Source organism: Streptomyces ochraceiscleroticus (assembly GCF_000720485.1).
Lineage (GTDB): Bacteria > Actinomycetota > Actinomycetes > Streptomycetales > Streptomycetaceae > Streptomyces > Streptomyces ochraceiscleroticus.
The window spans coordinates 1-26,139 of the sequence record NZ_JOAX01000049.1; the positions used below are offsets into that span (position 1 = coordinate 1).

The following is a 26,139-nucleotide window of genomic DNA, read 5'->3' on the forward strand; positions in this document are numbered from 1 at the left end:
GACGGCATACGAGATGCTCAGGAGTCTCGTGGGCTCGGAGATGTGTATAAGAGACAGCCTCTGAGGAGCCCTCGCACATGACCGTCCACCACGCCGTACGAGAACCGCTCGTACGAGAGCCGCTCGTACGTGAACCGGCCGTACGGGAGCAGGCCGCGGCCGCTCCGGCCGTTCCGGTGCTGCCGGTCGTTCCGGCCGTCCGAGAACTGGGGGCCGCGCGATGAGGGTTCTGCTCGTCGGTGCCAACGGATACCTCGGCCGGCACGTCGCCGACCGGCTGCTCGCCGACCCCGCCGTCCAGCTCACCGCGCTCGGCCGCGGCGACGACGCCGACGTCCGCTTCGACCTGGCCTCCGGCAGCCCCGGCGCGCTGACCCGGTTCCTGGACGCGGTGCATCCGGGTGTCGTGATCAACTGCGCGGGCGCGACCCGTGGCGGCGCCCGTGACCTGACCCGGCACAACACCGTCGCGGTCGCCACGATCTGCGAGTCGCTGCGCCGCAGCGGCTGCGGCGCCCGCCTGGTGCACCTCGGCTGCGCCTCCGAGTACGGGCCCTCCCAGCCCGGCTCGTCCACCGCCGAGGACGCCGTGCCGCGCCCCGGAGGCCCGTACGGCGTCAGCAAGCTCGCGGCGACCGAGCTGGTGCTGGGCTCCGGCCTGGACGCGGTGGTCCTGCGGGTCTTCTCGCCGGTCGGTCCGGGTACGCCGGCCGGGTCCCCGCTGGGCCGGCTCGCCGAGGCCATGCGCCGCGCCCTCCAGTCCGGCGAGGGCGAGCTGAAGCTCGGCGGGCTCGGTGTGCAGCGCGACTTCGTGGACGTACGCGACGTGGCGCGCGCCGTGCACGCCGCCTCGCTGTCCGCCGCCCAGGGGGTGGTGAACATCGGCACGGGCAAGGCCGTACGACTGCGTGAGGCCGCCGCCGTGCTCGCCAGAGTCGCCGGGTTCGGCGGTGCGCTGCACGAGCTGGACGCGCCGCCCGGGTACGCGCCGGGCGGCCACGCGCCCGGCCGGGTCGCGATCCCGGGCCCGGCCGGCGAGCACCCCGGCGGCGGGCTGCCCGCGTATCCGTACCCGGACGGCTGCGGGAGCTGGCAGCAGGCCGACGTCCGTACCGCCCGCGACCGGCTCGGCTGGCGCCCGCGCATCGGACTGGAGGAGTCGCTCGCGGACATCTGGATGGAGGCCGCATGTCGTATCTGACCGGTACGGCCCGGTACGGCATGGACGGCTTCGTTCTGGACGGCTGTCCCACAGAGCGGACACACTGCGCCGAGATCGGCCGGGACGGCAGGGACCGCGGCTCCGAGGAGGCCCGGCAGGCCCTGCCCGGTTACTGGGACGAATCCGTCTCGCGCATCGGACCTGGTGTCTCGGAATGAAGAAGGGCGTGGCAGTGTTACGGGGAGAACCAACGTAATGAATTACCGACCAACGGAGTCCCCGTGTCGCTGCCACCCCTGGTCGAGCCCGCTTCGGAGCTCACCGTCGATGAGGTCCGCAGGTACTCCCGCCACCTGATCATCCCGGATGTCGGGATGGACGGGCAGAAGCGGCTGAAGAACGCCAAGGTGCTGTGTGTCGGCGCCGGTGGCCTGGGCTCGCCCGCGCTGATGTACCTGGCCGCGGCGGGCGTGGGCACGCTCGGCATCGTGGAGTTCGACGAGGTCGACGAGTCGAACCTGCAGCGCCAGATCATTCACAGCCAGGCGGACATCGGCCGCTCCAAGGCCGAGTCCGCCAAGGACACCGTCCTCGGCATCAACCCGTACACCACGGTCAACCTGCACAAAGAGCGCCTCGACTCCTCCAACGTCATGGAGCTCTTCGCCGAGTACGACCTGATCGTCGACGGTACGGACAACTTCGCCACCCGTTACCTGGTCAACGACGCCTGCGTGCTGCTGAACAAGCCGTACGTGTGGGGTTCGATCTACCGCTTCGACGGCCAGGCGTCGGTGTTCTGGTCCGAGCACGGCCCCTGCTACCGCTGCCTGTACCCGGAGCCCCCGCCGCCCGGCATGGTGCCCTCCTGCGCCGAGGGTGGCGTCCTCGGTGTGCTGTGCGCCTCGATCGGCTCCATCCAGGTCAACGAGGCCATCAAGCTGCTCGCCGGCATCGGTGACCCGCTGGTCGGCCGCCTGATGATCTACGACGCGCTGGAGATGACGTACCGCCAGGTCAAGGTCCGCAAGGACCCGAACTGCGCCGTCTGCGGCCCGAACGCCACCGTCACCGAGCTCATCGACTACGAAGCCTTCTGCGGCGTCGTGTCGGACGAGGCCCAGGAGGCGGCGCTCGGCTCGACGATCACTCCGAAGCAGCTCAAGGAGATGATCGACGGCGACGAGAAGATCGAGATCATCGACGTCCGCGAGCCGAACGAGTACGAGATCGTCTCGATCCCCGGCGCCAAGCTGATCCCGAAGAACGAGTTCCTGATGGGCAACGCCCTCCAGGACCTGCCGCAGGACAAGAAGATCGTCCTGCACTGCAAGACGGGCGTCCGCTCCGCCGAGGTCCTCGCGGTCCTGAAGTCCGCGGGCTTCTCGGACGCGGTGCACGTCGGCGGCGGCGTCATCGGCTGGGTCAACCAGATCGAGCCGGAGAAGCCGGTCTACTGACGGTCTGCCGACCGTCCGCGCCGCACACAGCGCTTGCAGGAAGGCCCGTCCGCGATGCGGACGGGCCTTCCGCATGCCGGACGCCGTGCGCCCGGACGGTGCGGTAAAACCGGTACCGCCGCCGGACGGCACCGCCGTACCGTTGCCGTATGGACTTCTTTCCGCCGCCCCGGCCGAGGGACGAAGAGCCCGGCGAGGAGCCGGAGTTCACGCGGGTGCCCTGGGAGAGCGCGCCCGAGGACGTCATCGGCGGCGTCGTGCCCCTGGAGCGGGTGCTGGCCCGCAATGACCACCTGGCGATCGTCGCGACCCAGGCCGTGGCCTACGAGGACGGCGTGGAGATCCGGCTGCGGATGCGCGCCCGGCGCCGTCCCGGCATGAGCCGCGAGGACTGGGCGCGGGTCTCCCGCGGCGTGTGGGGCTACGACGACGATCCGTGGCAGCTGGCGGCGGCGGAGGCGGCGGCCGAGCAGGGCCGGCATCCGGACGAGCTGCTGCGCTTTGGTGTGCGCTTCGCGGACGGCTGCGTGGTCACCACCGTCGACGAGCGCGAGGACGCGGACGAGTGGCCCGGGCCGCGCCCGGAGCTGCCGGTGCTGACCCTGAACGAGGAGGGCGGCGGCAGCTCCGGCGAGAACATCGACAGCGAGTACGCGCTCTGGCTCTGGCCACTGCCCCCGCCGCAGCTCTTCGAACTGGCGGTGGAGTGGCCGCTGCTGGGCGTGGGGCTGACCTTCACGCCGCTGGACGGCGCGGAGATCGCGGCGGCCGCGGCCCGGGCGCGGCCGTTCTGGGACGACTGAGTACTACGAGGCGCGCGGCGCGCGGCGTACGGAGGAGACGCGGGCCGCGTCCCCTCCGTACGCCGCGTGTCACAGCGCTCCCTTGCGCGTCAGGAACGTGAACGACAGCCAGCCCGGCAGGACCGGCAGCCAGAACGTCATCAGCCGGAACAGCAGCACGGCCGACAGGGCCGTGTCACTGCCCAGCCCCGCCGCGGTCAGCAGACCGGTCAGAGCCAGCTCGACGGCGCCGACACCGCCCGGCGTGGGAGCCGCAGAGCCCAGCGCGTTGCCCGCGAGGAAGACGACGGCGATGCTCGCGTACGAGATCTGGTCGCCGCCCCCGAAGGCGCGGATCGAGGCGTCGAGGCACATCACGTTCGCCGCCGTCAGCAGCAGCATTCCGCCGATGCCCGCGACCAGCTTCTTCGGCCGCTGCAGCACGTCCAGCATGCGCGGCACGACGCCGGCGAACAGCGACCGCACCCGTGTGACCACAAACTTGCGCAGTGCCGGGATCGCCGTGACGACCAGGGCCAGCACCGCCGCCGTCAGCAGGCCGGCGATGACCGTACGGGAGGGCGAGAGCGAGGGTGTGCGCTCGGTGCCGGTCAGATAGCCGAAGGTCAGCAGCAGCAGGATGTGGCTGCCGAGGCCGAACAACTGGGACGCGCCGACGCTCGCCACCGCGAGGCCGGGCCGGATGCCGGCCCGCTGCAGGAAGCGCGCGTTGAGCGCCACGCCGCCGACCGCGGCCGGCGCGACCAGCTTCACGAAGTTGCCCGCGATCTGCGCGATCACCGTCCGTACGAAGGCGACCTTCTCGGGTACGAAGCCCAGCAGGCTGAGCGCCGCCGCGATGTAGGTCAGCGCGGAGAAGAACATCGCGGCCGCCACCCAGCCCCAGTTCGCCTCCCCGATCACCTGGCCGAACTTCACGTGCGTGAGCTGCGAGAGCAGGAAGTACGCGGCGAACGCGCCCGCGATCCAGCTCACCAGCGTGCGCGGGCTGATCCGCTCCAGCTTGGCCGGCTCCACCGGCGCGGTCGGGCGGATCAGCAGCACCTGGCGGCGGATCTGGGTGAGCAGATCCTCCTCGCGGGCCTCCTCCATCGCCTCGTCCAGCGCCCGCTTCTCGGCGTTCTTCTCGGCCCGCAGCGTCTTGCGGTCGGCCTTGCCCTCCGTCGCCTTGGCCGCCTTGGCGGCCTGGGAGGCCGCCAGCACCGCCTCGCGCTCCCGCTTGGCCCGTTCCCTCGCCAGGTGGCGCAGGGTCGCCCGGGTCGTCCGGCTGAGCGCGATCGGCTGCAGCAGCGGCAGGCTGTCCGCCACCGCGTCCGGGCCGAGCACCTCCACGGCCGCCTGCACGCTGCGCTCGGCGCCGACGCGCAGGCCGAGCGTGGTCAGGAGCTGGGCGACGTCCATCCGCAGCACCACGTCGCCGGAGGCGATCTCACCGCCGCGCAGATCCGTGAGGACGACAGTGCCGGAACGATCCACCAGAAGCGCGTCACCGACCAGCCGCCGATGCGCGATGCGCCGCGACTGCAGCGCGTCGACCTGCTGCCAGGCGTTGTGCATCAGCTCGTCGGTGATCTCGTCGTCCGCGAGCGCGTCCAGAGTGCGGCCCCCGACGTGCTCGTACACGAGCATCACGGCGTCCGGGCCCAGCTCGGAGGTGGCGATCAGCCTTGGGGCGTTCGCGCCGGCGGCGATCGCCGCGTACGCCAGGAGCGCCTCCTGCTCCAGCGCCTGGCGCAGCGACTGCAGGCTGCGGCGCTGGTTGATGCCGCGCAGCGACAGCCGCCGCCACACGCGGTAGAAGAAGCCCTGCGCCTGCTGCTCGCGGTCCACGACGGTGACGTCGATGGGCGGGCCGTCCTCCAGCGTGACGATGTACCGGCGGCCGCGGTCGGAGTGCTCCGGGTACGCGGTGTCCTCCGCACGCAGCGCGCTGACCGGGTGGAAGCCGACCCGGCGCAGGCCCGCGAGGAGGTTCTGGCCGGTGGGCCGGACGTTCGGGGAGCCGACCGCGTACAGCGTGCCGAAGGCCACCGTGTACCCGATCAGCACGGTCGTGACGATGGCGAACGGCGTGGTGTACCGGCCGACCAGCACCGCGAAGGCGTCCAGGAGCAGCACGCACCACATGGCCACGCGCCAGCGCGGCCTACGGGACATGCCGACGGCCGTCATGTAGGCGATGACCGGCGCCAGGTAGCTGTGCACGGGTGCGGTGATCGCCCCGTTGGCGAGCGGCTGGGTGAGCGCGTCCCGGATGGACTGCGGAGCGGCCTCGGCCACCCACAGGTCCGTCGCGAGCGACACCCCGTGGGCCAGCACGGCCGCGAGCACGCCGTCCGCGATCCGCAGCCCGTCCCGTTTGATCAGCCGTTCGATCGCGAAGGCGACCGGAACGATCAGTACGGCGATGCTCGCGGTCAGCCCGGCGAAGGTGATCAGTAGCTGGGGCGCCTGTCCCGCGCCCTTGCCGATGTCGTTCTCCAGGCCCTGCGTGGTGCCGTGCGCGAACGTCGCCAGCGCCAGGACGATCCCGATCCCCACCACACCGAGCAGGAAACGCATCAGGTCGAAGGGGCGGTGCACACGTGCGGGCAGCAGCGGCTCGTCGCCGGAGATGTGGTCCACGTGGAACTCGCTGCCGACGCCTTCGGGGGCGGGGCGGTCGGCGCGGTCCGTACGGGGCGCCTTCATGAGACGCGGCCGGTCGGTGCCGGGTCTGTCGGCCTCCTGCCCCGGGGCGGCGTCGCGCGCCGCGCCCGGTGGTGGACGCTCGTCCTTCGGGGTGCGGCCGCCGGCTGCGCCCGCCCCTTCGGGCGCGTCGGTCCGCCCGGCCTGCTCGGTGGTACGTGCCATGTCGGTGGTGGAAGCCCTTCCCCGTTGTAGCGGCTGTCCCGGTTCTCTCTCCGGCTGGTCCGGCTGCTCCGGCTTCCTCGTGGTCGTGCCGTCGGTGTCCGTGGAGCGGTGGTCGTCGGTCGTGCGGTGATCCTCGGTGTGGCGGTCGGATCCGGCCAACGCCTCAGAGGCGCCCGCCTCCTCCGGAGGCGCCGCGCCCTGAGCCTGCTCGGCCTTCTCTTCTTGATCTCGTATCACCAGTCACCGCCCGGAAGATGGTGGCACGGCCCCGGTGCGGAGGGGGGCATCAGGGTGCATTTCGGGGGCGCGGGATGCGCAGCGTACGCCGCGGCAGCCCTCCGTGCACGCGTCGTCACCGCCGTGGCGGGGAACGGCAGGCGCTGTCGGTGGCATGCGGCAGGATGGGGCGAATGAGTGGGACCGAAGAGCACGGGAGTGACGCCCCTGACGGTGAGCTCCCGGAGTACGCGGACCTGGTGCTCGGGGTGGCCGAGAGGATTCCGCCGGGCCGCGTGATGACGTACGGAGACGTCGCCGAGTACCTGGGCGAGGGCGGCCCGCGACAGGTGGGCCGGGTGATGGCGCTGTACGGCGGCGCCGTGCCGTGGTGGCGCGTGGTGCGCGCGGACGGCGTGTTCCTTCCCGGCAAGGAGCGGCACGTGCTGCAGCAGTACCGCGCCGAGGGCACGCCGCTGCGTGAGGCGCGGCGTACGGAGGGCGCGCAGGGGGACCGGACGATGCCGCGCCTGGACATGCGGCGGGCGCGCTGGGACGGCCGGGAGGGGCCGGAACGGGCCATGCACGACTGAGGGGGCGGACCGCTTCCGGCGCGTGGTTCTGGGACGCGCTGCGGCTCGTGCGCCGCCTGGCGTAGCGTCGGGCGCAGCCCACGCGGCGGACATCAGCACCCGAACCATCCCGCACTCCCACACCACACGCATCGACAGCATTACCTCGTCTCACCAGCATCACCGCAGACGGGACGTCCGGCATCATTCACCGGCTCCCCGTCTCCACCGCATCCGCACACCAGGCCCCCAGTACCACCGCAACCGCACCTCAGACCCCGGCACAGGCGATCCACGTGAGTTCCTCCCCCTCGGCGATTCCGCAGGCCCGGCCGCACCCGCAGCCGGCGCGGCGGGATGCCCCCGGCGCGTACCGCCTGGTGCGCACCCGGCCGGACGCGGTGCGCCCTCCTGCCTTGGACGCACGCCAGCGCGCGGTGGTTGACCATGAGGACGGCCCGCTGCTCGTGCTCGCGGGGCCCGGTACGGGCAAGACCACGACGCTCGTCGAGGCGGTCACCCGGCGCGTACGGGAGGGCACCGACCCCGAGCGGATCCTCGTCCTCACCTTCAGCCGCAAGGCCGCCGTGGAGCTGCGCGACAGGATGGCGGCACGGCTGAGCCATGAGACGGGGGCCGGGGACGCCGCCTTCGGAGGCGGCGAGGCGTCCGGCCAAGGAGAGGCGGCGCGTGGCGCCGGCAGGGCGCCGGTGCACGAGCCCGTGCGCCGGGCGGGCAGCCCGCAGGCCACCACCTTCCACTCCTTCTGTTACGCGCTGGTCCGCGCCCACCAGGACGCCGACCTCTTCGCCGACCCGCTGCGCCTGTTGTCCGGCCCCGAGCAGGACCTCGTGGTCCGTGAGCTGCTGGCCGGCCAGGCCGAGCTGGCCCGTGAGCACCGCGCACCGGTCGGCTGGCCGGACGAGCTGCGGGCGTGCCTGACCACCCGCGGCTTCGCCGACGAGGTGCGGGCCGTGCTCGCGCGCAGCCGGGAGCTGGGGCTCGGCCCGGACGCGCTGGGCGACTTCGCGCGCCGCACGGGACGGCCCGACTGGGGCGCGGCGGCCGGCTTCCTCGCCGAGTACCTCGACGTCCTGGACGCCCAGGGGGTGCTGGACTACGCCGAGCTGGTGCACCGCGCGGTGCTGCTCGCCGAGCGCCGCGAGGTGGCGGCCGAGCTGGCGCGCCGCTACGACGCGGTGTTCGTCGACGAGTACCAGGACACCGACGCCGCGCAGGTCAGGCTGTTGCACGCGCTGGCCGGGAACCGGGGGCCCGCGCGCCCCGAAGAGGGCCGCGGCGGCCGCACCCTGATCGCGTTCGGCGACCCGGACCAGTCGATCTACGCCTTCCGCGGCGCCGACGTCAACGGCATCCTCGAATTCCCGGAGACCTTCCGACGCGCGGACGGCGCACCGGCGCCCGTACAGGTGCTGCGCACCGCCCGGCGCTCCGGGGCCGCCCTGGTCGCGGCCACCCGGCTGCTCACCCGCCGGATGCCGCTCAACCGGCTGCCCGCCCGCCAGGTCCGGGAGCACCGCGAGCCGACACCGGTACGGGACGGCGGGCGGGTCGAGGCGTACACGTACCCCACGGCAGGCGCCGAGCTGGACAACATCGCCGACATCCTGCGCCGGGCTCACCTGGAGGACGGCGTCCCGTGGCAGGACATGGCCGTCCTCGTACGCGCCGGCGGCCGTTCTATCCCGTCCGTACGCCGTGCGCTCACCTCCGCCGGCGTCCCCCTCGACATCGACGGCGACGACCTCCCGCTGCGCCACGAGCCCGCGGTCGCGCCGCTGCTGCTGGCCCTGCGGGTGGCGGCGACGGACGCGCCGGGGGCGGATGGGGACGACGAGGTACTGGACGGGGAGCTGCGCGAGGAGCCGTACGGGGAGCCGGCCGGCGGGCCGGAGGGGCCCGAGGAGCCGCTGGAGGCGCCGGAGAGCGGCGAGGAGCCGTTGGCGGAGCCGACGGGCGGTGAGGAGGCCGCAGGGGAGCCCGACGGGGCCGTGGAGGCGCTGGAGGGGGAACCGGACGGAGCCGGGACGGCGCCCGCGGAGGCCACGCGCATCGCGCCCGAGGTGGCCATGGAACTGCTGACGTCCCCGCTCGGCGGGATGGACGCCGCCGACCTGCGGCGGCTCGGGCGCGCGCTCCGGGAGGAGGAGCGGGCCGCCGGGCGGACCGTGCCGCGCCCCTCGGACGTGCTCATCGCCGAGGCGCTGGACGAGCCGGAGCGCCTCGTGGCGCACGACCCGGCGTACGCGCGAGGCGCCCAGCGGCTCGGCCTGCTGCTGCGCAAGGCGCGCGAGCTGCTCGCCGGCGGCGGCACCGCCGAGCAGGCGCTGTGGGAGCTGTGGGACGGCACGCCGTGGCCGGGGCGGCTGGAGCGGACGGCCCGGCGCGGCGGCGCGGCGGGCCGCAACGCCGACCGCGACCTGGACGCCGTCGTCGCGCTCTTCGAGACCGCGGCCCGCGCCGAGGAGCGCACCGGCGGCCGCGGCGCACTGAACTTCCTGGAGGAGCTCGACAACCAGGACATCGCCGCGGACACGCTGACCCGCCGCACGGTACGGCCCGACGCGGTCCGCCTGATGACGGCACACCGGGCAAAGGGCCTGGAGTGGCGCCTCGTGGTGGTCGCCGGCGTACAGGAAGGGCTCTGGCCCGACCTGCGCCGCCGCGGCTCCCTCCTGGAGGCCGACCGGATCGGCCGGGACGGCCTCGCCGAACCGCTCACCCCGGGCGCGCTGCTCGCCGAGGAGCGCCGGCTGTTCTACGTGGCGGCGACCCGCGCCCGCGAGCGCCTGGTCGTCACCGCCGTGAAGGCCGCGGCCGACGACGGCGACCAGCCCTCCCGCTTCCTCAGCGAGCTCGGCGTCGACCCGGTGGACGTCACCGGACGCCCGCGCCGCCCGCTCTCGGTGGCCGCGCTCGTCGCCGAGCTGCGCGCCACGACCGTCGACCCCGACGCCTCCGAAGCGCTGCGCGCCGCCGCCACCGAGCGGCTCGCCAGGCTGGCCGCCCTCCGGGACGACGAGGGCCGCCCCCTGGTGCCCGCCGCGCACCCGTACCGCTGGTGGGGCCTGTACGAGCCGACGCACAGCTCCGTACCGCTGCGCGACCGCGACACCCCCGTGACGCTCTCGGGCAGCGCGCTCGACCAGCTCGCGAACGCCTGTGCGCTCCAGTGGTTCCTGGGCCGGGAGGTCAGGGCGGACGCGCCCGCGACCGCCGCGCAGGGCTTCGGCAACGTGGTCCACGTCCTGGCCGACGAGGTCGCCTCCGGACGCACGCCCGCCGACCTCGCCGTCCTGATGGAGCGGCTGGACTCCGTATGGGACGCGCTCGCCTTCGATGCGCCGTGGAAGTCGCGCCAGGAGAAGGACAGCGCGCGCGCCGCCCTGGAGCGCTTCCTGCGCTGGCACGTGATGGAGCGCGAGGCGCTCGGCCGCACCACGGTCGCCACCGAGCACGGCTTCGATGTCACGCTCCAGGCCGGCGCTGCGGGCGAGTACGCCGTCCGCATCCGCGGCAGCATGGACCGCGTCGAGGCCGACGCGGACGGCCGTGCGTACGTCGTGGACTTCAAGACGGGCAAGAGCAAGCCGACCGGGCCCGAGGTGGCCCGACACCCGCAGCTCGCCGTGTACCAGCTCGCGGTGCGCGAGGGCGCGGTCGACGAGGTCTTCGAGGGGCGCACCCCGGAAGCAGGCGGTGCCGAGCTCGTCCACCTGCGCCAGGGCGCGCCCAAGAAGGACGGCGGCGACGCGCTCCCCGTGGTGCAGGCGCAGCAGCCGCTGGACGGTGACTGGGTGGGCGACCTGCTGGCCACCGCCGCCGGGCGGGTCCTGGAGGAGCGCTTCGTCCCCTCGACCGGTAAGCACTGCGCCCATTGCGCGTTCAAGAGCTCCTGCTCGGCCCGGCCTGAGGGACAGCACGTCGTCGAGTGACGGTCCGCCCCACTGACCGGCTCTTTTCCTCCGTTGTCAGTGCCGCCCGCTACCGTCTCGGACGTGTCCGCACGCATCACCGACCCCGAGCAGCTCAAAGAGCTGCTGGGCATCCCGTTCACCCCGGAGCAGACGGCCTGCATCACGGCGCCGCCCGCCCCGCAGGTCATCGTGGCCGGCGCCGGCTCCGGCAAGACGACGGTCATGGCCGCCCGGGTGGTGTGGCTGGTGGGCACGGGGCAGGTCGCCCCCGAGCAGGTCCTCGGCCTGACGTTCACGAACAAGGCGGCGGGCGAGCTGGCCGAGCGCGTCCGCACGGCCCTGCTCGCGGCCGGCGTGACCGACCCCGATCCGGTGCCGACCGGGCAGGGCGGCGCCGACGACGCCCCCGGAGAGCCGCGCATCTCCACGTACCACGCCTTCGCCGGGCAGCTCCTGAAGGACCACGGGCTGCGCATCGGTGTCGAGCCCAGCGCCCGGCTGCTCGCCGACGCCACCCGCTTCCAGCTCGCCGCCCGGGTGCTGCGCGCGGCGCCGGGCCCGTATCCCGCGCTCACCACCTCGCTGCCCACCCTCGTCGAGGACCTCCTTGCCCTCGACGGCGAGCTCGCCGAGCACCTCGTCACCCCCGAAGAGCTGCGCGCGTACGACACCCGGCTGCTCGCCGAGCTGGACGCCGCCAAGCTCAGCAACGCCGAGCTGCGCCAGGTCCCCGAGGCGGTGCGCGGCCGCCTGGAGCTGCTCGAGCTGGTCGGCGCGTACCGCAGCGAGAAGCGCCGCCGCGACCTCCTCGACTTCGGCGACCAGATCGCCCTGTCCGCCACGCTCGCCACCACCCGCGCCGAAGTGGGCCGCCTGCTGCGCGAGGAGTTCGCCGTCGTCCTCCTGGACGAGTACCAGGACACCTCGGTCGCCCAGCGCCTGCTGCTCTCCGGGCTCTTCGGCGGGGGCACCGGCCACGCCGTCACCGCCGTCGGCGACCCCTGCCAGGCCATCTACGGCTGGCGCGGCGCCTCCGTGGCCAACCTCGACGACTTCCCCCGGCACTTCCCGTTCGCCGACGGCAGCCCCGCGCGCCGCTTCGCGCTCAGCGAGAACCGCCGCAGCGGCGGCCGCCTCCTGGATCTCGCCAACGGCCTGGCAGCCCCGCTGCGCGAGCGCCACGAAGGCGTCGAGGCGCTGCGCCCGGCACCGGGCGCGGAGCGCGACGGCATCGTGCGCTGCGCTCTGCTGCCCACCCACGCCGACGAGATGCGCTGGCTGGCCGACTCCCTCGCGCACCTCGTCCGTACGGGCACGCCGCCCGGCGAGATCGCCGTCCTGTGCCGCACGGCCGGCGACTTCGCCCGCATCCAGGGCGAGCTGGTCGCCCGCGACATCCCGGTGGAGGTCGTCGGCCTCTCCGGGCTGCTGCACCTCCCCGAGGTCGCCGATCTGGTCGCCGTCTGTGAGGTGCTGCAGGACCCCACCGCCAATGCCGCCCTGGTCCGCCTCCTTGTCGGGCCGCGCTGGCGGATCGGCCCCCGGGACCTCGCCCTGCTCGGTCGCCTCGCTCGTACGCTCGTGCACCGCGACGGGCCCTCCGACGACCCCGAGCGGCGCCTCGCCGAGGCCGTCGAGGGCACCGACCCGGCCGAGGTGATCTCCCTCGCCGACGCGCTGGACACGTTCCTCGGGACGGACGGTGCCGCTCCCGAGGGCGACGGGCCGGGCGCCGGGCTGCCCTTCTCGGCCGACGCCAGGGTCCGCTTCGCCCACCTCGCCGCCGAGCTGCGCGACCTGCGCCGCTCCCTCGGCGACCCCCTGATGGACGTCCTGCACCGCGTCCTGGCCACCACGGGGCTCGACGTCGAGCTGTCCGCCTCCCCGCACGCCCTGGCTGCCCGCCGCCGGGAGACCCTGGGCTCCTTCCTGGACATCGCCGCCGGCTTCGCGGCCCTGGACGGCGAGGCCACGCTGCTCGCCTTCCTAGGCTTCCTCCGTACGGCCGTGCAGCACGAGAAGGGCCTGGACAGCTCCCTCCCGGGCGGCGAGAACACGGTCAAGGTCCTGACCGCGCACAAGTCCAAGGGCCTGGAGTGGGACGTGGTCGCGGTCCCCGGGCTGGTCGACAAGCAGTTCCCCAGCAGCCGGGCCCGCGAGTCCTGGACCAGCCAGGCCAAGGTGCTGCCGCACGGCCTGCGGGGCGACGCCGACACCCTGCCCGACGTGCAGCAGTGGGACAGCCGCGGCCTGAAGGCGTTCAAGGAGGCGATGAAGGACCACCAGTCCACCGAGGAGCTGCGTCTCGGGTACGTCACGTTCACCCGCCCGCGCTCCCTGCTGCTCGGCTCCGGCCACTGGTGGGGCCCCGACCAGAAGAAGCCGCGCGGCCCGTCGGCCTTCCTGGAAGCGCTGCGGGCGCACTGCGAGGCGGGCCACGGCGAGGTCGAGGAGTGGGCCGAGCCCCCCGAGGAGGAAGCGGAGAACCCGGCCCTCGTGGCGGCGGCCGACGACGGCACGGGGGAGTGGCCGCTCCCGCTGGACCCGGAGGCGATGACCCGGCGCCGAGGGGTGGCGGAAGCGGTACTGGAGCGCCTGCGGCACCTCGAAGCGGCCGCGGACGTCCCCGCCGACGGTGCCTCCGAAGGGATCGATGCCCCGGAGGCCGAGATCCCCGCACCCGCGCCCGACCCCGCTCACCCGGGCTCTCCCGAGTACTCCGATGGCGCCGTCCCCACCGCCCCCACCGTCCCCGCCGCCCGGGACGGCGACGCGGCCGACGCCGCGGTCACGCTCGCCCCCGAGGAGCGGCGGGCGATCGCCTCCTGGGACCGGGACCTCGACGCGCTGGCGGGCGAGCTGCGCAGGTCCCGGGCGCGCGTCCAGGACGTGCCGCTGCCGGCCTCGCTCAGCGCCTCGCAGATGATGCGGCTGGCCGCCGACCCGGACGGCTTCGCGCGGGAGCTGGCCCGCCCGATGCCGCGCCCCCCGCAGCCCGCCGCGCGCCGCGGCACCCGCTTCCACGCCTGGGTCGAGTCCCGCTTCGAGGAGCTGACGCTGCCCATGCTCGGCCCCGAGGAGCTGCCCGGCGCGGCCGACGACGAGCCGGACGGGGACGGCATCGCCGACGAGCGGGACCTCGCCCTACTGAAGGAGGCGTTCGCGCGCACCCCGTATGCGCAGCGCACCCCGTACCGAGTGGAGGCGCCGGTCCAGCTCACCCTCGCGGGCCGGCTCATCCGGGGCCGCATCGACGCGGTGTACCGCCAGGACCCCGATCCGGAGGCGGCGGACGGCTACGCCGGCCCCACCTACGAGATCGTCGACTGGAAGACCGGCCGCGGCCAGGACGCCGACCCGCTGCAGTTGGCCCTGTACCGCCTCGGGTGGGCCGAGCAGCGCGGCGTCCCGCTGTCCGCCGTGCGCGCCGCCTTCGTGTACGTCCGCAGCGGCGAGGTCGTCCGCCCCGCCCGGCTCCCCGGCCGCCGCGAGCTGGAGCGCATCCTGCTGGGCGAGACCCCGGACGGCGCGGCGGAGGCGCACGACGGTGACCGGGCGTACGTGCCCGGTCACGGAGGTGAGACCGGCGACCGTGCGACCCACACGGGCCGATAGGCTCAGGGGTATGAGCAGCACCCCGGACAGCGCTGTCCGCACGTACATCAGCAGCCGACGTGACGCCTTCCTCGACGACCTCGGCGCCTGGCTGCGCATCCCCTCCGTGTCGGCCGACCCCGGCCACGCCCCCGATGTACGCCGCAGCGCCGAATGGCTCGCCGCGAAGCTCACCGAGACCGGCTTCCCGACCGCCGAGGTCTGGGAGACCGAGGGCCTGCCCGCGGTGTTCGCCGAGTGGCCGTCCGGCGACCCGCAGGCCCCGACCGTGCTGGTCTACGGCCACCACGATGTGCAGCCCGCCGCCCGTGAGGACGGCTGGCACACGGAGCCCTTCGAGCCGCACACCACCGACGGCAAGCTGTACGCACGCGGCGCCGCCGACGACAAGGGCCAGGTGTTCTTCCACACCCTCGGGGTGCGGGCGCACCTCGAAGCGACCGGCCGCACCGCCCCCGCCGTCAACCTCAAGCTGCTCATCGAGGGCGAGGAGGAGTCCGGCTCGCCGAACTTCCCCGCGCTGATCACGAAGCACGCGCACCGCCTCGCGTGCGACGCGGTGATCGTCTCCGACACCGGCATGTGGGCCAAGGACACCCCGACGGTGTGCACGGGCATGCGCGGCCTCACCGACTGCCAGATCGACCTGTACGGCCCCGACCAGGACATCCACTCCGGTTCCTTCGGCGGCGCCGTGCCGAACCCGGCCACCGAGGCGGCCCGGCTGGCCGCCGCGCTGCACGACACGGACCGCAGGGTCGCGATCCCCGGCTTCTACGACGGCGTGATCGAGCTCACGGAGCGCGAGCGGGAGCTCTTCGCCGAGCTGCCCTTCGACGAGGACCAGTGGCTGCGTACGGCCCATTCGCACGCCGCCCTCGGGGAGGCGGGCTACTCCGTCCTGGAGCGCATCTGGGCCCGCCCCACCGCCGAGGTCAACGGCATCGGCGGCGGCTACCAGGGCCCCGGCGGCAAGACCATCGTGCCGTCCAGTGCCCAGCTGAAGCTGTCGTTCCGGCTGGTCGCGGGCCAGGACGCGGACGCCGTCCAGAAGGCCGTGCGCACCTGGGTCGCCGAGCGGCTGCCCGTCGGCATCCGGCACGACATCACCTTCTGGGGCGCCACCCGGCCCTGTCTGACCCCGCTGGACCACCCCGCCCTGCAGTCGGTCGCCCGCGCGATGGGCCGGGCCTTCGGGCAGCAGATCCGCTTCACCCGGGAGGGCGGCTCCGGACCCGCCGCCGACCTTCAGGACGCGCTCGGCGCCCCCGTGCTCTTCCTCGGCATCTCCGTCCCCTCCGACGGCTGGCACGCGCCCAACGAGAAGGTCGAGCTGGACCTGCTCATGAAGGGCGTCGAGACCACGGCGTATCTGTGGGGCGACCTGGCGGAGAACTGGCGGCCGGCGTGACCGGCCGTCCGCCGTCGCGGCCCCTCGTAGTGCCGCCGTCCCACAACCGTACGCAGCCCGCACCTCTCGCATAGGGGGAGTTGGAAACACCCGTGACCACCCGGATCGATCACCACGCAGACCGGCCCATCACCTTCAGCGCCGACAGCGGCATCGACCGCAGCGCGCATCACCGACTCGACGAGGCATGGCTCGCCGCGGCGTGGAGCCACCCGACGACGCGCGTCTTCGTGGTCTCCGGCGGTCAGGCGCTGGTGGACGACACCCCGGACGGCCGCACGGAACTGGTCATGACGCCCTCCTTCGAGGCGCCGATGACCGAGACCCACCGTTACTACCTCGGTCAGGACGAGGACGGCGTCCGGTACTTCGCGCTGCAGAAGGACTCGCTGCCGGGGCGCATGGACCAGTCCGCACGCCCCGCGGGGCTGCGGGAGGCGGGCCTGCTGCTGTCCGAGCGCGACGCCGGCCTTCTTGTGCACGCCGTCGCCCTGGAGAACTGGCAGCGGCTGCACCGCTTCTGCTCGCGCTGCGGCGAGCGCACGGTCATCGCGGCCGCCGGCCACATCCGCCGCTGCCCGGCCTGCGGGGCCGAGCACTACCCGCGTACCGACCCGGCCGTGATCATGCTCGTCACCGACGAGGAGGACCGCGCGCTGCTCGGCCGCCAGGTGCACTGGCCCGAAGGCCGGTTCTCCACGCTCGCCGGTTTCGTCGAGCCCGGCGAGTCCATCGAGCAGTCGGTGCGGCGTGAGGTCTTCGAAGAGGCCGGCGTGGTCGTCGGGGACGTCGAGTACGTCGCCAGCCAGCCCTGGCCCTTCCCCTCCAGCCTGATGCTCGGCTTCATGGCCCGTGCCACCTCGCCCGAGATCGAGGTGGACGGCGAGGAGATCGAGGAGGCCCGCTGGTTCTCCCGTGAGGACCTGCGCGAGGCGTTCGAATCGGGCGAGGTGCTGCCGCCGTACGGCATCTCCATCGCGGCCCGCCTGATCGAGCTCTGGTACGGCAAGCCGCTGCCCAAGCCGTAGCGGCCGCGGACATGCGTGAGGGCCGGAACCCCAAGGGTTCCGGCCCTCCGCGCATCCGGCCGCGGGCCTCAGGCGCCGAGCTTCTCCTTGATCCACGCCAGCGGCGGGTTGCCCATCGCGTGCTGCTCGCCACCGCTCTCGGGGACCACGACGACCGTCGGCACGAGCTGGTTGCCGCCGTTCACGGCCTCCACGTACTTCGCCGACTCCGGGTCCTGCTCGATGTTGACCTCGGTGTACGCGATGCCCTCGCGGTCCATCTGGCCCTTGAGCCGACGGCAGTAACCGCACCACGTGGTGCTGTACATCGTGACAGTGCCCGCCATGAGTCCCGTACTCCTTCGTGCTGGTCAGCTGTGTGCTGTGATCAGCTCTGCTGCTGGGGACCGCGGCGACTGCCGCGGCCGGAAGGTTTAACGCGCCACCACCCCCGGCCATTCCCGGCCGTCTACGGGACGCGCGTATTCATATGACCGCAGGGCCCGGCTGTGGACAACATTCCCGGCCGCCGCCGTGGACCTGGCAGCATGGCGGGGTGACAGCAGCAACGGATCCCACCCTCTTCCCGCAGGCACCGCAGGCGACGAACTTCCCCGCCGCCCCGGCGGACGCCGACGCGGTGCTGGAAGGGCTCGACCCCGAGCAGCGCGAGGTCGCCACCGCGCTGCACGGCCCCGTCTGCGTGCTGGCCGGTGCGGGCACGGGCAAGACCCGCGCGATCACCCACCGCATCGCCTACGGCGTCCGCGCGGGCATCCTCCAGCCGAACACCGTCCTGGCCGTCACGTTCACCAACCGCGCGGCGGGCGAGATGCGCGGCCGGCTGCGCCAGCTCGGCGCCGGCGGCGTCCAGGCCCGTACGTTCCACTCCGCCGCGCTGCGCCAGCTCCAGTACTTCTGGCCCAAGGCCGTCGGCGGCGAGGTCCCCCGGCTGCTGGACCGCAAGGTCCAGCTCGTCGCCGAGGCCGGGACCCGCTCCGGCATCCGGCTGGACCGCACGGAGCTGCGCGACGTCACGAGCGAGATCGAGTGGTCCAAGGTCACCCAGACGGTGCCCGCCGACTATCCCGCCGCCGTGGCCAAGACGACCCGCGAGGCCCCCCGCGACCCCGCCGAGATCGCCCAGATCTACCGCACGTACGAGGACCTCAAGCGGGACCGCGGCGTCATCGACTTCGAGGACGTGCTGCTGCTCACAGTCGGCGTGCTGCAGGAGCGCCCGGACATCGCCGAGCAGGTCCGCGCCCAGTACCAGCACTTCGTCGTCGACGAGTACCAGGACGTCAGCCCCCTCCAGCAGCGCCTCCTGGAGCTGTGGCTCGGCGACCGCGACAGCCTCTGCGTGGTCGGCGACGCCAGCCAGACGATCTACAGCTTCACCGGCGCCACCCCCGATCACCTGCTGAACTTCCGCACCCGTCACCCCGGCGCGACCGTCGTGAAGCTGGTCCGCGACTACCGCTCCAGCCCCCAGATCGTCCATCTCGCCAACGGCCTCCTCGCCCAGGCCCGCGGCCGCGCCGCCGAGCACCGCCTGGAGCTGATCTCCCAGCGAGAGGCGGGCCCGGAGCCGGTGCACACCGAGTACGGCGACGAGCCCGCCGAGGCGGAGGGCACAGCGCGCCGCATCAGGGACCTCATCGCCTCGGGCGTGCCCGCGGGCGAGATAGCTGTCCTGTTCCGCATCAACGCCCAGTCCGAGGTGTACGAGCAGGCGCTGGCCGACGCGGGCGTGCCGTACCAGCTCCGCGGGGCCGAGCGGTTCTTCGAGCGTCCGGAGGTCCGCGAGGCCGGGCACAAGCTGCGCGCCGCGGCCCGCTTCGGCGGGAACGACGCCCTGCTGGACGACGCCATGGACCTGCCCTCCGAGGTGCGGGCCGTGCTCAGCGAGATGGGCTGGGGCGACCGGCCGCCGGCCGGCTCCGGCGCCGTGCGAGACCGCTGGGAGTCGCTGGCAGCGCTGGTCCGGCTCGCCGAGGACTTCGCGCGGGCCCGCTCCGGGGCGACCCTCGCCGACCTGGTCGCCGAGCTCGACGAGCGGGCGAATGCGCAGCACGCCCCGACCGTCGACGGTGTGACGCTCGCCTCGCTGCACGCCGCCAAGGGCCTGGAGTGGGACGCGGTCTTCCTCGTCGGCCTCACCGACGGCATGCTGCCGATCACGTATGCCAAGACGGACGAGCAGCTGGAGGAGGAGCGCCGCCTGCTGTACGTCGGCATCACGCGCGCCCGCCGCCACCTGAGCCTCTCGTGGTCCCTCTCGCGGTCTCCCGGCGGCCGGGCCCACCGAAGCGCCAGCCGGTTCCTGAAAGGGCTGCGACCGGGCTCCGGGGGCGCGGGACACCGCTCGCCCGGCGGGAGCGGCGGCATCGAGCGCGGCATCGGCGGCGGAGGAGCGGCCGGTCCGGGCGGGGAGCGGAACGCGGTCCGCCGCAAGCGCCGCGGGCCGATCCGCTGCCGGGTGTGCGGCCGGGTGCTCAACGACGGCGGCGAGATGAAGCTGATGCGCTGCGAGGACTGCCCCTCCGACCTCGACGAGGGGCTGTACGAGCGGCTGCGGGACTGGCGCGAGGCGCAGGCCGCCGCGCTGGGCCAGCCGGCATTCTGCGTCTTCACCGACAAGACACTCATGGCGATAGCGGAGGCCGTTCCGGGAACCGAGCAGGAGCTGGCGAGCATCCCTGGAGTAGTGAGGCGCAAGCTCGGCAGATTCGGCGCCGACGTCCTGGCCCTGTGCGCGGGAGAGGAACTCCCTGGTGGAGAACTCGCGGCGGACCAGGCCGGAGGTGACGAGGACGCTACGGAATGAGGGCTTCCGGGGAACGGTTTCTGCGACGCGCAAAAGTCGTCGGAAAAATAGTTTGCGCGCGCGGAGCGCATCCCCATAGCCTTCGGAAGCACGGAGACAACGGGCCTTCCGAGAACCGTTGGATTCGTGCTGTACTGAACAACCCGGACCGGTTCGCATCGGTCCCCGAAGACGCCGAAAGGAGGCGAGACCAGTGATCAGCTTCATCGAGACCCAGAAAATGACCGATCTCTCGGTCGCCGCCACCTGCCCGCTCGGCTCTTCGCTCCATGGCACCGGTCTGTCCGGAGCCGGCCTGTCCGGTTCCGTCCGTCCGTCCGGCGTCGCGGCAGTGCGTCCTGCGTCCCTCGCGATTCTTCCGATTCGTGAGCGCAGCGAGCGACCGACCAAGGCACCTGAGGTAGCAGCAGCGGCAAACGCGCACGCTTTTGCCTTTGCGGCGGCCAATGGTGCCGAATCCCGGACTCAGTACGCCACGACTCAGTACCTCACGCAGCAGAACAGCATGTGGGCCTTCCGCGGGCTCGAACCCTGGAGTGATCCAGCCTGATCGGCGAGATCAGGTCGGCACCTTCCAGGGCCGCGGAACCCACACCGGGATCCGCGGCCCTTTTGTTTGCCCCTCTGCAGCCGGCAGAGGGGGCCACACGACAGCCCAGCCACCAGCCGGGCAAAACAGACGAGGAACACACCACCGTGCAACTCCAGACGCACACCCCGTCCGTCGCCACCGACCTGATTCCCCCGCCCGACCTCCAGGAGAACCCCTTGCTGCCCCTCACCGAGCTCGACGACGAGATCGACCGCCTCGGCGCCGCCGTCCCGTGCCGCACCTACGACCCGGAGGTCTTCTTCGCCGAGTCCCCGGCCGACGTCGAGTACGCCAAGTCGCTGTGCCAGACCTGTCCCGTGCGCGAGGCGTGCCTGGCCGGCGCCAAGGACCGCCGTGAGCCCTGGGGTGTCTGGGGCGGTGAGCTCTTCGTCCAGGGCGTCGTCGTCCCCCGGAAGCGCCCGCGTGGCCGTCCGCGCAAGAACCCGGTCGCGGCATGAACACCACAGGCACAGGAACGATCGACCGTCCCGCCACCCGGGACCCCCAGAAGCAGGACTCCACGATGACCCCCTCCTTCACCGACACCCCCGCCCCCGCGAACTCCGGCGCGAACGAGCGTCGTCAGAACAGGACCCGTGAAATGCAACTCATCCCAGAAGCCCTGGCGAGGGCCCATATCCATCAGCGCTTGAGCGAGGCCGAGACCGAACGCAGAGCCCTCCGGCTCGCCGCGGCCCGGCGCATGCAGCGCCGCGCCGAACGCGTCTCCCTCCGCGCCCGCCGCGCCCTGGCCATGGCCGTCATGCAGTGACACCGGTGACGCCCGCCCGTCGCCTGCCCAACCCGTAGCGCGCCCCACGCCCCACCCGGGCAGTGCGGCGCGCTACGCGCTGCGTGGGGGCAGGGGGCGTGGTGCGTGGCGGGTCAGCGGCTCGCGGACGACTCGTGCGTCGTACCGTCCGGATCCAGATCGTGCGTTGTCATATCTCGATCAGTTCGTGCGCCGTTGTGATCGAGCGTGCACCCGGTGAGCGGACCGTGCGCCGGGGCGGCGGGCCCGTGCGCCGGATGCCGGGGCCGTGCTCCGACACGCACAGTCTTACTGGTGCGCTGTGCACGTACTGTCGGCCTCGGCGGAGATATCGTCGGGCAGTGGACCATGAGACGCATGAACGGGCGGAGTTGACCGACGAAACCGACCGGACCGACTGGTCCGCCCAGACCGGCGGGCCCGGCGGCACCGGCGAGGGCACGGTGTGTGCCCGGTGCGGCGCGGTGGCCGACGGCACACCGGCGACCTGGACCTGTTCCGTCGAGAACGGCACCCGCCGCTACTTCTGCGAAACCTGTGCCCGCACCCACCTCCGCGCCATCGAATCCCGCCTGGACTCCGCCTGGTGGTGATCACTTGACCGTTTCCCCACTTTCCAGCGTCACCTGAACGCTCATCCCGCCCTCCGTCTCGCCGATCCCCTCCACGCCGAGATCGACGAGCGCCATCCGCGCCGTGATCGTCATGCAGGTGGTGAGCGCGGCCTCCAGGAGCTCGTGCGGCCGCGGGCCGGCCGAACCTCCCACGCCTGCCTTACAGGTGTCCGCGAGACCCTCGTTCTCCCCGGCCGGGTAGGCCACTTGATGGAGTAGGTCAGGCGGAGGTTTCTTCCGCGTCCTCCTCGTCTGTAGCCGCGCCGATCGGGGAACCCGTACCGGTGCCGGTCTCCGCGTCGGGACTGGCGTCGCGGATGGATTGGGTGGGGATAGGGGCGGGCTCGGCGGCGGGGGCGGGCTGGACAAAGCCCGGTAGCCATGTGGTGAGTTCGTCGCGGAGCCGGACCGTCGCGCCCAGCTGGCACAGGACGCCGATCGTGCTCAGCGTCACGCGGTGTATCAGGAGATACGCCGGCGGCAGGTTCAGCTGCTTGCCAAGCTGGTGGGCGGGGGAGCGGGGATCCGCGATCCGGGCGGCCTGGTTGCGCATCCAGCCCCGGGTGAAGGTGAACTCTTCCGCCTGCGCCGGCTCGATGATCGGCAGGAGATAGTCCAGCACCGCGTCCGGCTCCAGGTCGACGGAGTCCTTGATGAAGCCCTCCTCGCACAGCAGCTCGTAGACCGCATCCGCTCGGCCGTCCAGCGTCATCCGCAGCGAGGTGCCGATCGTGGGCGGCAGCCCGTCCGGCAACCGGTCGACCGTACCGAAGTCCAGTACGCCCAGCCGCCATTCCTCCGGCGGCCCGTCCGGTGCGTGCCCGGTCAGCAGGCGGAAGTTGCCCGGGTGCGGGTCGGCGTGCAGCAGGCCCGTACGGGCGGTGCCGGAGAAGAGGAAGCGGGCCAGCAGCTGTCCGGCGCGGTCCCGCTCCTCCGGGCTGCCGCCCGAGATCACCTCGGAGAGCGGTACCCCCTCCATCCACTCCGTGACCAGCACCTCGTCGCCCTGGTGGACGACGGCCGGCACCACGACGTCCGGGTCGTCGGCGAACTCCGCGGCAAACGTGCGCTGAGCCGCCGCCTCCAGGCCGTAGTCCAGCTCCTCCGAGACCCGGTCGCGCAACTCGGTGATCAGCGGTTTGACGTCCATCCCGGGGATGAGCGGGCCCAGCAGGCGCGCGAACCTGCCCAGTTGGGCGAGGTCGGAGAGCAGCGCCTCGCCCGCACCCGGGTACTGCACCTTCACCGCGACCTCGCGGCCGTCGTGCCACACCGCCCGGTGCACCTGTCCGATCGAGGCCGCCGCCGACGGCTTGTCGTCGAACTCCGCGAACAGCTCCCGCCAGTCCTCGCCCAGCCGCTGGGCGAGCACCGCGTGGACGGTGGCGGAGGGCAGCGGCGGCGCCGCCTCCTGCAGCTTGGTCAGCGCGGCACGGTAGGGCCCGGCGATCTCCTCCGGCAGCGCCGACTCGAAGACGGACAGCGCCTGCCCGAACTTCATCGCGCCGCCCTTGAGCTGGCCCAGCGTCGCGAACAGTTGCTCAGCCGTGCGCTGCTGGAGCTCCGTGGCGATCATCTCCGCCGGCCGCCCGCCGATGCGCTTGCCGAGTCCGAGGGCGGTGCGTCCGGCGAAGCCCAAGGGGAGGGCGGCGAGCTTGGCGGTCCGGACGACGGCCTTGCGCGGCAGATCAGACATGTGCGCGTCCTCCCAAGGTCCCGACTCGGCCGGGAGCGTTGTTCCCACAGGTCAGGTGAGTCAGAGCGGTCGGATCGATCAGAGCGGATGGATCGGTTGGAGCAGCCGGTTCAGTTGGAACAGCCGGTTCAGTTGGAAAACAGGGTGCATTTGGAACGACCGGTTCAGTTGGAAGGCAGGGTGCCGTCGGACCGGTCGGGACGGTGAGGGCGGTCGGGCCGGCGAGGTCGGTGACGCCGGCGGGGTGGGCGGAGGCGGCCGGGACGGCGTGGGTGGCGTCCGCGGGATCGGTGACCGCTGGGTGAGGTTGTGCCGGCATGCGCCCCTCCAACTCGCGCTGGCCCCGGGTGGGGTTACTCCGTCATTGTTGCGTGTCGGGGACGAGGATCCGAGGCGGCTGCGGTGGCGGGGGAGCGCGCCGCGCCACAAGCGCACTCCGGGTGAGCCTCGATCCGATCGGTGTCCCAGCTCATACAGGGGAGCGCAAGCTCTGTCCGTGCGCCCGTACAGGGTGGCAGATGCCCGTCGAGGAACGTCAGGACCTGTGTCGCGGCGAGTCCTGCCACCGTCGTGGCCAGCGCCGCGTCGCAGGCGGGCACGACCGGCGCGGCGCGGCCCGAACGCCACTGGGCCAGCAGCAGGGGCCAGGCCGGCTCGGCGTCCGTACGGCGCAGCTCCCAGCAGCCGGCGCAGGCCGAGTCGCCGGGGAGCACCAGCGGACCCACCACTCCCGTGGCCTCGATCACGCCGACGTACAGATGGGGCATGCCGGAGGCGAGGTACGGCTCGGCGAGCGTGGGGTCGGGGGCGTAGGCGGCCAGGCCGTCCCGCGGGGCGAGCACCGTCAGGGCGAGCGGTGGCTGCTCCGACGGGGCGGACGCGCCGCCGCTGGTCCTGGTGGGGCGGCCCGTTCGTCGCTTCCATGGAGAGGAGACGCTGACCAGGCGGCGGGCGGTCACATCGCGCCGCTCGCCGACGCGGTCGGCGGGAAAGCCGGCAGGCAGTACGTCCCAGGGCTCGATCCGGCCTCTGTCGTACACGTCCACCTGTCCGACACCCGCCGCGGAGAGCAGTGCCGCGATCGCCGCGCCCACCCGGCCCGTGCCGCGCACCAGCACCCGCGCGGAGCGGCGCGCCCACAGCCGTTCGTCGGCGCCCGCCGAGTCGCGATGGCGTACCGACAGGGCGGCGAGGTCGGGGCGTAACCGGTCGAAGGCGCGTTGGTCGGTCTGGAGCGCTTCGGTCGCCGGGGTGCCGCGGGCCGGAGCCTCCAGCAGCCCGGCGGCGTGCAGGCGGCCGACGATTTCACGGGCATGGCCCGGCGGGAGTTGCAGCGCCTTCGCCTCGCGCTCCAGCTGCTCCACGCTGCGGGTGCCGTCGATCAGGCTCAGCAGACTGCCGGTCGCACTGTCCAGGGGGCCCACCACCACGGCGTGGGCGGGGGCGACGCCGAAGCGCACGGTGGCCCTGTCCCGCCAGCCGCGCCGCAGAGCCGGCTTGAGCATCGGGTGGGGGGAAGGAAGGGGAGGTGACGGGAGAGAGGGGAGAGGAGAGGGATGGGGACGGGAGGTGGATTTCCGCGGTTTCGGTGGTGAGGAAGGTGTGGGTGGTGAGATGGTCAGCTGTGGGTGTGGCATGTCGTCCCCCGTTGGTGCTGCGGTGCCGGTCGGTGGTGTCGTTGGATGGGTCGGATGGTCACGGACTTCCGGTCAGTGATCTTGGGCTTCGCGGTGGTCTTCCGGCCGTCCGCGGAGGTCCGGATCTGGCGTACGGCTCGAGCATGCGGCAAAGGCCGGATCGGTGCCTGAAGTTATCCACAGAAGGCGCGATTAGTCGTACAAGTGCTGAGCGTCTCTGTACCCGGCATGGAGGGTTTCGCCCGCGACCCGGCTCGGAGACGGGACTTCGCCCGGCGCCAGAAGGTAACGTCGGGGCGTGCCCGCCGACCCACCGCACCGTGCCGCCGACCCGCAGCGCAGGACCGTAGCGAGCCCGCAGAGCCGCGCGTCCGCCACCAGCGCGGTCGAGGTGCGCAGAAGCTCGCGGCGGCGGCGGACGGTCTCCGCGTACAGAGAGGGCGACCGTACCGTCGTCCTGATCCCGGCCCGGATGTCCGAGGCCGAGGAGCGCCGCTGGGTGACGGTCATGCTGGACAAGCTGGCCGCCCAGGAGAGCAAGCGAATGCTGGGCGACGACGAGCTGGCCGAGCGCGCCGAGCGGCTGTCGGCGCAGTACCTGGGCGGCCGGGCCCGCCCCGCGTCCGTGCGCTGGGTCACCAACCAGAACACCCGCTGGGGATCGTGCACGCCGGCTGAGGGCAGCATCCGGCTCTCGCACCGGCTGCAGGGCATGCCGGAGTACGTCATCGACTACGTGCTCGTGCACGAGCTGGCCCATCTGCTCGTGCCCGGACACGGTCCCAGCTTCTGGGAGCTCTTGACGGCGTACCCCCGTACGGAGCGGGCGCGCGGCTACCTCGAAGGAGTGGTCGCCGCCGACCGGCTGCCGCATCTGCCCGCAGCGCGCAGCGAATGACGGCGGGACCGCCACGTCCGCCACTTTCGTGACAGAACCGTCGAGCCCCGGCATCGTGCCGCA

At 73.0% G+C, this 26,139-nt stretch carries 21 protein-coding genes; 16 read left to right on the forward strand and 5 right to left on the reverse strand.

Features of this window, described 5'->3' with window-relative positions; all coding sequences use genetic code 11:
• Window positions 1-77 precede the first annotated feature (77 nt).
• From IG84_RS41415 to IG84_RS39190, 5 genes are all read left to right on the forward strand, one after another.
• Entirely contained in the window at window positions 78-224 is a 147-nt protein-coding gene (locus IG84_RS41415) for a hypothetical protein (protein ID WP_157849007.1), read from the forward strand.
• Window positions 221-1,201, forward strand: a complete 981-nt coding sequence (locus IG84_RS0136105) for an NAD-dependent epimerase/dehydratase family protein (RefSeq protein WP_031067309.1) — start codon at window positions 221-223, stop codon at window positions 1,199-1,201. Before IG84_RS41415 ends, IG84_RS0136105 begins: the two co-directional genes overlap by 4 nt.
• The gene (locus tag IG84_RS0136110; protein WP_031067312.1) at window positions 1,189-1,380 is read left to right on the forward strand and encodes a hypothetical protein; all 192 of its coding nucleotides are present in this window, start codon (window positions 1,189-1,191) and stop codon (window positions 1,378-1,380) included. The genes IG84_RS0136105 and IG84_RS0136110 overlap by 13 nt, the downstream gene beginning before the upstream one ends.
• Before the next feature lie 63 nt (window positions 1,381-1,443).
• Complete coding sequence (gene moeZ / locus IG84_RS0136115; protein ID WP_031067315.1) at window positions 1,444-2,622, forward strand: adenylyltransferase/sulfurtransferase MoeZ; 1,179 nt, start codon at window positions 1,444-1,446, stop codon at window positions 2,620-2,622.
• 149 nt (window positions 2,623-2,771) lie between these two features.
• Window positions 2,772-3,425 (forward strand): hypothetical protein, encoded by a 654-nt coding sequence (locus tag IG84_RS39190; protein WP_051862841.1) that lies wholly within the window; start codon window positions 2,772-2,774, stop codon window positions 3,423-3,425.
• A 69-nt stretch (window positions 3,426-3,494) separates the two neighbouring features.
• On the opposite strand, the gene IG84_RS0136125 is transcribed toward IG84_RS39190, so the two are convergent.
• Window positions 3,495-6,116: a lysylphosphatidylglycerol synthase domain-containing protein gene (locus IG84_RS0136125; protein WP_382467320.1), complete on the reverse strand. Its 2,622-nt coding sequence runs from the start codon at window positions 6,114-6,116 to the stop codon at window positions 3,495-3,497.
• Between the two features lie 572 nt (window positions 6,117-6,688).
• Between IG84_RS0136125 and IG84_RS0136130 the strand changes: the two genes are divergently transcribed.
• The 5 genes from IG84_RS0136130 to nudC all read left to right on the forward strand — a co-directional run bounded on the left by IG84_RS0136130 (window position 6,689) and on the right by nudC (window position 17,058).
• The gene (locus tag IG84_RS0136130) at window positions 6,689-7,087 is read left to right on the forward strand and encodes an MGMT family protein (protein ID WP_031067322.1); all 399 of its coding nucleotides are present in this window, start codon (window positions 6,689-6,691) and stop codon (window positions 7,085-7,087) included.
• A 275-nt stretch (window positions 7,088-7,362) separates the two neighbouring features.
• Window positions 7,363-11,022: an ATP-dependent helicase gene (locus tag IG84_RS0136135; RefSeq protein ID WP_051862842.1), complete on the forward strand. Its 3,660-nt coding sequence runs from the start codon at window positions 7,363-7,365 to the stop codon at window positions 11,020-11,022.
• A gap of 63 nt (window positions 11,023-11,085) precedes the next feature.
• Window positions 11,086-14,619, forward strand: coding sequence for an ATP-dependent helicase (locus tag IG84_RS0136140; protein ID WP_078649879.1), 3,534 nt, complete (start codon window positions 11,086-11,088; stop codon window positions 14,617-14,619).
• Window positions 14,620-14,629: 10 nt separating this feature from the next.
• Window positions 14,630-16,030: a dipeptidase gene (locus IG84_RS0136145; RefSeq protein ID WP_031067331.1), complete on the forward strand. Its 1,401-nt coding sequence runs from the start codon at window positions 14,630-14,632 to the stop codon at window positions 16,028-16,030.
• A 92-nt stretch (window positions 16,031-16,122) separates the two neighbouring features.
• Window positions 16,123-17,058, forward strand: coding sequence for an NAD(+) diphosphatase (gene nudC, locus IG84_RS0136150; protein ID WP_031067335.1), 936 nt, complete (start codon window positions 16,123-16,125; stop codon window positions 17,056-17,058).
• A 68-nt stretch (window positions 17,059-17,126) separates the two neighbouring features.
• Here nudC and IG84_RS0136155 read toward each other — a convergent pair whose 3' ends face one another.
• Window positions 17,127-17,384 (reverse strand): glutaredoxin domain-containing protein, encoded by a 258-nt coding sequence (locus IG84_RS0136155; RefSeq protein WP_031067339.1) that lies wholly within the window; start codon window positions 17,382-17,384, stop codon window positions 17,127-17,129.
• 143 nt (window positions 17,385-17,527) lie between these two features.
• Between IG84_RS0136155 and IG84_RS0136160 the strand changes: the two genes are divergently transcribed.
• The 5 genes from IG84_RS0136160 to IG84_RS38485 all read left to right on the forward strand — a co-directional run bounded on the left by IG84_RS0136160 (window position 17,528) and on the right by IG84_RS38485 (window position 21,824).
• Window positions 17,528-19,867, forward strand: a complete 2,340-nt coding sequence (locus IG84_RS0136160) for an ATP-dependent DNA helicase UvrD2 (RefSeq protein ID WP_051862843.1) — start codon at window positions 17,528-17,530, stop codon at window positions 19,865-19,867.
• 193 nt (window positions 19,868-20,060) lie between these two features.
• Window positions 20,061-20,417: a hypothetical protein gene (locus tag IG84_RS40355; protein ID WP_078649882.1), complete on the forward strand. Its 357-nt coding sequence runs from the start codon at window positions 20,061-20,063 to the stop codon at window positions 20,415-20,417.
• A gap of 146 nt (window positions 20,418-20,563) precedes the next feature.
• Complete coding sequence (locus IG84_RS0136165) at window positions 20,564-20,917, forward strand: WhiB family transcriptional regulator (RefSeq protein WP_030264188.1); 354 nt, start codon at window positions 20,564-20,566, stop codon at window positions 20,915-20,917.
• Window positions 20,914-21,231 carry a hypothetical protein gene (locus IG84_RS0136170; RefSeq protein ID WP_031067346.1) on the forward strand — a complete coding sequence of 106 codons (318 nt, stop codon included), beginning with the start codon at window positions 20,914-20,916 and terminating at the stop codon, window positions 21,229-21,231. The genes IG84_RS0136165 and IG84_RS0136170 overlap by 4 nt, the downstream gene beginning before the upstream one ends.
• A 341-nt stretch (window positions 21,232-21,572) precedes the next feature.
• On the forward strand, window positions 21,573-21,824 hold the full coding sequence (locus IG84_RS38485) for a hypothetical protein (RefSeq protein WP_037801365.1): 252 nt from the start codon (window positions 21,573-21,575) through the stop codon (window positions 21,822-21,824).
• Here IG84_RS38485 and IG84_RS0136180 read toward each other — a convergent pair whose 3' ends face one another.
• The 3 genes from IG84_RS0136180 to IG84_RS0136190 all read right to left on the reverse strand — a co-directional run bounded on the left by IG84_RS0136180 (window position 21,825) and on the right by IG84_RS0136190 (window position 25,046).
• Window positions 21,825-22,052, reverse strand: coding sequence for an OsmC family protein (locus IG84_RS0136180; protein ID WP_031067350.1), 228 nt, complete (start codon window positions 22,050-22,052; stop codon window positions 21,825-21,827).
• Between the two features lie 13 nt (window positions 22,053-22,065).
• Window positions 22,066-23,541: an ABC1 kinase family protein gene (locus IG84_RS0136185; RefSeq protein ID WP_031067352.1), complete on the reverse strand. Its 1,476-nt coding sequence runs from the start codon at window positions 23,539-23,541 to the stop codon at window positions 22,066-22,068.
• A 353-nt stretch (window positions 23,542-23,894) separates the two neighbouring features.
• Window positions 23,895-25,046, reverse strand: coding sequence for a TOMM precursor leader peptide-binding protein (locus IG84_RS0136190; protein WP_031067353.1), 1,152 nt, complete (start codon window positions 25,044-25,046; stop codon window positions 23,895-23,897).
• A gap of 430 nt (window positions 25,047-25,476) precedes the next feature.
• Here IG84_RS0136190 and IG84_RS0136195 point away from each other — a divergent pair, with 430 nt between their 5' ends.
• The gene (locus IG84_RS0136195; RefSeq protein ID WP_031067354.1) at window positions 25,477-26,076 is read left to right on the forward strand and encodes a M48 metallopeptidase family protein; all 600 of its coding nucleotides are present in this window, start codon (window positions 25,477-25,479) and stop codon (window positions 26,074-26,076) included.
• Window positions 26,077-26,139: the final 63 nt, after the last annotated feature.

Coding starts and splice junctions, on each gene's coding strand:
- IG84_RS41415 (WP_157849007.1), top strand. CDS start 78: ATGACCGTCCACCACGCCGTACGAGAACCGCTCGTACGAGAGCCGCTC.
- IG84_RS0136105 (WP_031067309.1), top strand. CDS start 221: ATGAGGGTTCTGCTCGTCGGTGCCAACGGATACCTCGGCCGGCACGTC.
- IG84_RS0136110 (WP_031067312.1), top strand. CDS start 1,189: ATGTCGTATCTGACCGGTACGGCCCGGTACGGCATGGACGGCTTCGTT.
- IG84_RS39190 (WP_051862841.1), top strand. CDS start 2,772: ATGGACTTCTTTCCGCCGCCCCGGCCGAGGGACGAAGAGCCCGGCGAG.
- IG84_RS0136125 (WP_382467320.1), bottom strand. CDS start 6,116: ATGAAGGCGCCCCGTACGGACCGCGCCGACCGCCCCGCCCCCGAAGGC.
- IG84_RS0136130 (WP_031067322.1), top strand. CDS start 6,689: ATGAGTGGGACCGAAGAGCACGGGAGTGACGCCCCTGACGGTGAGCTC.
- IG84_RS0136145 (WP_031067331.1), top strand. CDS start 14,630: ATGAGCAGCACCCCGGACAGCGCTGTCCGCACGTACATCAGCAGCCGA.
- IG84_RS0136155 (WP_031067339.1), bottom strand. CDS start 17,384: ATGGCGGGCACTGTCACGATGTACAGCACCACGTGGTGCGGTTACTGC.
- IG84_RS0136160 (WP_051862843.1), top strand. CDS start 17,528: ATGACCGCAGGGCCCGGCTGTGGACAACATTCCCGGCCGCCGCCGTGG.
- IG84_RS0136170 (WP_031067346.1), top strand. CDS start 20,914: ATGAACACCACAGGCACAGGAACGATCGACCGTCCCGCCACCCGGGAC.
- IG84_RS0136185 (WP_031067352.1), bottom strand. CDS start 23,541: ATGTCTGATCTGCCGCGCAAGGCCGTCGTCCGGACCGCCAAGCTCGCC.
- IG84_RS0136190 (WP_031067353.1), bottom strand. CDS start 25,046: ATGCTCAAGCCGGCTCTGCGGCGCGGCTGGCGGGACAGGGCCACCGTG.